This window comes from Nocardia tenerifensis NBRC 101015, from assembly GCF_000308715.1.
GTDB lineage: Bacteria > Actinomycetota > Actinomycetes > Mycobacteriales > Mycobacteriaceae > Nocardia > Nocardia tenerifensis.
The window spans coordinates 1-6,312 of sequence record NZ_BAGH01000360.1; the positions used below are offsets into that span (position 1 = coordinate 1).

Consider the following 6,312-nt stretch of genomic DNA (forward strand, 5'->3'; position numbering starts at 1 on the left):
CCGCGCGCCTTGGCCCGCGACACCAGCTGGATCGAGACGATGCTGTCGCCGCCGAGCGCGAAGAAGGAGTCGTCGACGCCGACCCGCTCCACGCCGAGCACCTCGGCGAACACCTCGGCGATGGTCTGCTCGACCGGCGTGCGCGGCGCCCGGAACACGACCTCGGTCGCGAACACCGGCTCGGGCAACGCCTTTCGGTCCAGCTTGCCGACCGGGGTGAGCGGAACGCGGTCGATCACCATGATCGACGACGGCACCATGTACGCGGGCAGCCGGTCCTCGAGGTGCGCGGTCAGCGCCGCTACATCGATCGACCTGCCCTGCGCCGCAACGACATAGGCGACCAGCGAGGTGGCGCCGGCGGAACCCTTGTGCCCGACGGTGACCGCGAAGTCGACGGTCTCGTGCGCGGCCAGCGCCGCGTCGATCTCGCCGAGCTCGATGCGGAAACCGCGCACCTTGACCTGGAAGTCGGATCGGCCGACGTACTCGACCTCGCCCGCCTTGGTCCAGCGCACCACGTCGCCGGTGCGGTACATCCGAGCGCCCGGGACGTACGGATTCGCCACGAAGCGATCCGCGGTCAGCCCGGCGCGCGCGTGGTAGCCGCGGGCCAGCTGGACGCCCGACAGATAGAGCTCACCCGCGACACCCACCGGAACGGGCCTGAGCTGGGCGTCCAGGATCAGCGACTGCATGCCGCGGGTCGGGCCGCCGATGGTGACCAGATCGCCCGGCGTCAGCGCGTCGCTGATGTTGGTCATGATCGTGGTCTCGGTCGGGCCGTAACCGTTGTGGAAGCGCCGCCCCGAGCCGTCCGGCGCGCCGCCCCACTTGCTGACCAGGTCGGCCGGGACCGCCTCGCCACCCGCCACGATCACCCGCATGCCGGCCAGGGCGGCCGGGTCGAGCGAGGCGAGCACGGACGGGGTGATGAACGCGTGCGTGACCCGCTCGGCGCGGATCAGCTCGGCCAGCTCGTCGCCGCCGTACACGCCGGGCGGGCAGACCACCAGGGCGCCGCCGCGGCCGATCGCGAGCAGGAACTCGAGGATGGACGCGTCGAAGCTCGGCGACGCGAAATGCAGTGCGCGCGTGGACGAGTCGACGTCGTAACGGGCGTTCTGCTCGTCCCGGAAGTTGGCGAGACCGGCGTGGGTGACCACCACGCCCTTGGGGACGCCGGTGGAACCGGAGGTGTAGATGACGTAGGCCGGGTGCTCCGGACGCACCGGACGCACGCGCTCGGCGTCGGTGATCGCGGACGCGTCGACGCCGGTCAGGTCCAGCTCGTCCAGGACGAGCCACTCGACCGAGTCCGGCAGGTCGCCCCGCACCGACGCCACGGTCAGGCCGACCGGGGAGCCCGAGTCGGTGACCATGTGCGCGATCCGGTCGGCCGGGTAGGTCGGGTCGATCGGCACGAAGGCCGCGCCGGACTTGGTGACCGCCCACTCGGCGAAGTAGGACTCGTCCGATCGCGGCACGGCGACCGCGACCAGGTCCTCGGTGCCGAGGCCGCGCTCGATCAGCAAGCGCGCCAGGCGGTTCGAGCGTTCGTCGAGGTCCCCATACGACAGCGTCGCGTAGCGACTCGATGAGGGGCGGTGGTCGGGCGACGGGCGGGCGGTGCGCCCCTGGAACACGACAGCGGGTGCGGCCGGGTCGACGGCGGCCGCCTCGGCGATCAGGTCCGGCAGCGTCCGGGCCGGGGTGGCCTGCGGGCCGGTGCGCGAGGTCAGCTCGGCCCGCTCCGCCGCGTCGAGGACGTCGATTCGGCCGACCGCGATGGCCGGGTCGGCGGCGATGGCCTCGAGCACCCGCTGCCAGCGCTCGGCGATCTGCGCGGCGGTCGACTCGTCGAACAGCTCGGTGGCGTAGGTGAGCGCCAAAGCCATTCCGGCCGAGCCGGATTCGCCCTGCTCCGCGAGGGTGAACTGGAGGTCGAAGCGCGCGATGTTCTCCTCGAGATCGAGCGCGGAGACCGAGAGGCCCGGCAGCTCGAGGCTGGTGCGGTCCAGGTTCTGGAAGGCCAGCATCACCTGGAACAGCGGGTTGCGCGCCTGCGAGCGTTCCGGCGCCAGCAGCTCGACCAGCCGCTCGAACGGCACGTCGGCGTTGCCGTACGCGTCGAGGTCGGTGCGGCGCACCCGATCGACCAGCTCGGTGAACGACTCGGCGGCGTCGATCCCCGTGCGCAGCACCAGGGTGTTGACGAACATGCCGACGAGATCGTCGAGGGCCTGCTCGCCGCGGCCCGCGATCGGCGTGCCGACCGCGATGTCGTCCGTGCCGGACAGCCGCGAGAGCAGCACCGTCAGCGCGCCGTGCAGCACCATGAACAGCGACGCACCGCGTTGGCGAGCGATGTCTTCCAGCGCGGCGATCAGGTCGCCGGGCAGCTCGCGATGCAGCGTCGCGCCGCGGAAGGAGGCGATCGCCGGGCGCGGCCGGTCCGTGGGCAGGGTGAGCTCGTCCGGGACGCCGTCGAGCACCCGCTGCCAGTGCGCCACCTGACGCGCCATCAGCGAGTCCGGATCATCCTCGGTGCCGAGGACCTCGCGCTGCCAGACCGCGAAGTCGGCGTACTGCACCGCCAGCGGCGCCCAGCCGGGCGCGCTGTCCTGGGTGCGCGCCGAGTAGGCGAGCATCACGTCGCGGGTCAGCGGCCCCATGGAGAAGCCGTCCGCCGCGATGTGGTGCACCACGACTACCAGCACGTGCTCGTCGGGGCCCGCGCTGTAGAGCCGGGTACGCAGCGGAACCTGTTCGGCCACATCGAATCCGGTGGTCACGAAGTCGGTCACCGCGGCGATCAGCTCGGCCGGGTCCACCGGCACCGGGTGCAGATCGAGCGCTATGTTCTCGGCCGGCACGATCACCTGGACCGGGGTGCCGCCGTGCTCGGGGTAGCGGGTGCGCAGCGATTCGTGCCTGCGCACCACATCGGCCACCGCGAGCCGCAGCGCGGCCACGTCCAGCGCGCCGGTCAGGCGGATGGCGATGGGCAGGTTGTAGGCGGCCGAGGAGGTGTCGTACTTGTTCAGGAACCACATGCGCTGCTGCGCGAACGACAGCGGCACCAGTTCGTCGGCCTTGCGCGGCCGGGCGACCAGCCTGGCCCGCGCCGCGCCGTCGGCGTGCGACTCCACCCGCGCCGCCAGTGCGGCCACGGTAGGCGCCTCGAACAGCGCGCGGACCGCGACCGTGGTGCCGAGCGCGGCACCGATGCGCGAGACCACCCTGGTCGCGATGAGCGAGTTACCGCCCAGGTCGAAGAAGTCGTCGTCGACGCCGACCCGCGGCAGATCGAGCACCTCGGCGAAGACCGCGGCCACGGTCTCCTGCACCGGGGTGACCGGCGCGCGGAAGGCGCGCGACTGCACGGCGGGCGCGGGCAGCGCGCGTCGGTCGAGCTTTCCGTTGACGGTCAACGGAATCCACTCGAGCCGCACCAGCGCCGAGGGCACCATGTACGACGGCAGCCGCTCGGCAGCGCCGTCGCGGACGCGGTCGAGCACCGGAATGACGTCCGGCTCCGCGACGACGTAGGCCACGATCCGCTGATCACCCGGCTGGTCCTCGCGCACGATGACCGCCGCCTGGGCGATGCCGGGCTGGGCCAGGATCGCGGACTCGATCTCGCCGAGCTCGATCCGGAAACCGCGGACCTTCACCTGATCGTCGGCGCGCCCGAGGTACTCGAGCTCGCCGTGGCGGTTCCAGCGGGCGAGGTCGCCGGAGCGGTACAGGCGCGAGCCCGCCGCGTCGGAGCCGCCGAGCGGGTTGGCCACGAACCGGGTCGCGGACAGGTCGGGGCGGCCGAGGTAGCCGCGCGCCAATTGCGGCCCGGCGACGTACATTTCGCCGGCGACGCCGACCGGGACCGGCCGCAGCCGGTTGTCGAGCACGTACACCCGCAGGCCGGCGATGGCCCGGCCGACCACGCTGCCGGAGGCGGCCGCGATGGTCGCGGCGTCCAGCGCGCGGTAGGACACGTGCACCGTGGTCTCGGTGATGCCGTACATGTTGACCAGCAAAGGTGCCGAATCGCCATGGCGGGCAACCCAGTCCGAGAGCCTGCGCAGTTCGAGCGCCTCGCCGCCGAACACCACGTACCGCAGCGCGAGCGGGGCGGCGTCGGGCGCGGCGTTGCGATCCGCCTCCGCCAGTTGGTAGAACGCGGACGGGGTCTGGTTGAGCACCGTGACCCGTTCGGCGCGCAGCAGTTCCAGGAACTGCTCGGGCGAGCGCGAGGTGTAGTAGTCGACCACGACGAGGGTGCCGCCGAACAGCAGCGGACCCCACAGCTCCCACACCGAGAAGTCGAAGGCGTAGGAGTGGAACAGCGTCCACACGTCGTCGGGGCCGAAGCCGAAGTCGCGATCGGTATTCGCGAACAACCGCACCACATTCCGGTGCGCGACCGCGACGCCCTTCGGACGGCCGGTCGAGCCGGAGGTGTAGATCACGTACGCGACGTGGTCCGGCGAGAGCGCCGCGTTGCGGTCCGCGTCGGTGATCGGCGCGTCGTCGGCGTCCTCGATATTGCCGGTCTCCACCGCGAAGCCGTCGAGCACCACGCTCGGCAGGTCCACCGGCACGGTCACCTGGACGGTGGAGTCCAGGATGACGCTCGTCGGCTGGGAGTCCGCCAGCACGTAGGCGATGCGATCGGCCGGGTAGGTCGGGTCCACCGGCACATAGCCCGCGCCGGTCTTGACCACCGCCACCAGCGCGACGACCAGGTCGAGCGAGCGCGGCAGGATCACCGCGACCAGCGACTCGGGCCCCGCGCCGTCCGCGATCAGCCTGCGCGCCAGCACATTCGCGCGCCGGTCGAGTTCGGCGTAGGTCAGCGTCTCGACGCCGAAGCGGGCCGCCGTGCGGTTCGGGTGCGCGGCCACGGCCGCGTCGAACACCTTGACCAGAGTCGCGTCGGAATCGGCGAAAATGCCGGTCCCGCCGTCGGTTCCGGACGACACCCAACGTTGCGACACCGAAAGCCGCTCGGACTCACCGAGCAGATCGATGTCGCCGACCGCGATCTCGGGATCCTCGGCGACGGCCTGCAACACGCGCACCAGCCGGTCCGCGAACGACGCCACCGTCTCCGGATCGAACAGCTCGGTCGCGTAGTTCCACGACATCGCCAGCGCGCCGTCCGCGGTCTCGCCGACGGTCAGCTGCACATCGAATTTCGCTGTGCCCGGGTCGAATTCGACGACATCGAGATCGAGACCGGGCAGTTCGACGGTGCCCATGTCGGCGGCCGAGGCCGCCTCGAACGTCAGAGCCACCTGGAACAAGGGATGATGCGCCTGCGAGCGCGCCGGGCTGATGACGTCGACCAACCGCTCGAACGGCACATCGGCGTTGCCGAAGGCCGCGAGATCGGTCCGGCGCACCTGCTCGAGCAGGTCGCTGAACTTCGCCGCGGGGTCGACCTCGCTGCGCAGCACCAGCGTGTTGACGAACATGCCGACCAGGTCGTCGAGCGCCCGCTCGCCGCGCCCCGCGATCGGGGTGCCGATGGCGATGTCGCTGCTGTTGGACAGCCTGCCCGCCCACGCGGCCAGGGCCGCGTGCACGACCATGAACAGCGTGACGCCGCGCCGGCGAGCCAGCTCGGCCAGCGCGCCGTGCAGCTCGGCGTCGACCGAGAAGCCGTGCGTGCCACCGGCATTGGAGGCGATCTCCGGGCGCGGGCGGTCCGCGGGCAGCTCGATCTGATCGGGCAGGTCGCGCAGCTGCTCGACCCAGTAGGCGATCTGCTGGGCCGCGACCGACTCCGGATCGTGCTCGACGCCGAGCACCTCGCGCTGCCACAGCGCGTAGTCGGCGTACTGCACCTCGAGCGGCGCCCACGACGGCGTCTCGCCGCGGGTGCGCTCGCTGTAGGCGACGACCACGTCGCGCAGCAGCGGCCGCAGCGAGAAGCCGTCGGCGCTGATGTGGTGCATGACGAGCACCGCGACGTGGTCGCGCTCGGACACGCTGAGCAGGCTCGCGCGGAAGGAGATCTCGCGGGTGACGTCGAAGTGCGTGCTCGCCAGCTCGACGATCCGCGCGGGCAGCTCCTCGGCGGTCACCGGCTCGGCGGCCACCGCGAACGACACCTCCGACATGGGCAGGACACGCTGGTAGCCGGTGCCCTCCACCTCGGGATAGACGGTGCGCAGCGCCTCGTGGCGGGCCAGCACGTCCCCGATGGCGGCGTTGAGCGCCGCGACATCGAGCTCGCCGGTGAGCCGGATGGCGACCGGGATGTTGTTGACCGCGGTGCGGTTGTCGAACCGGTTCAGGAACCAC

Annotated in this window: 1 protein-coding gene; it reads right to left on the minus strand. The window is 71.7% G+C overall.

Annotation, left to right across the window (positions count from 1 at the left end; all coding sequences use genetic code 11):
- Nucleotides 1-6,312: non-ribosomal peptide synthetase (locus tag ON39_RS28725; RefSeq protein WP_040739076.1), on the minus strand; the 6,312-nt coding region annotated here is incomplete at both ends.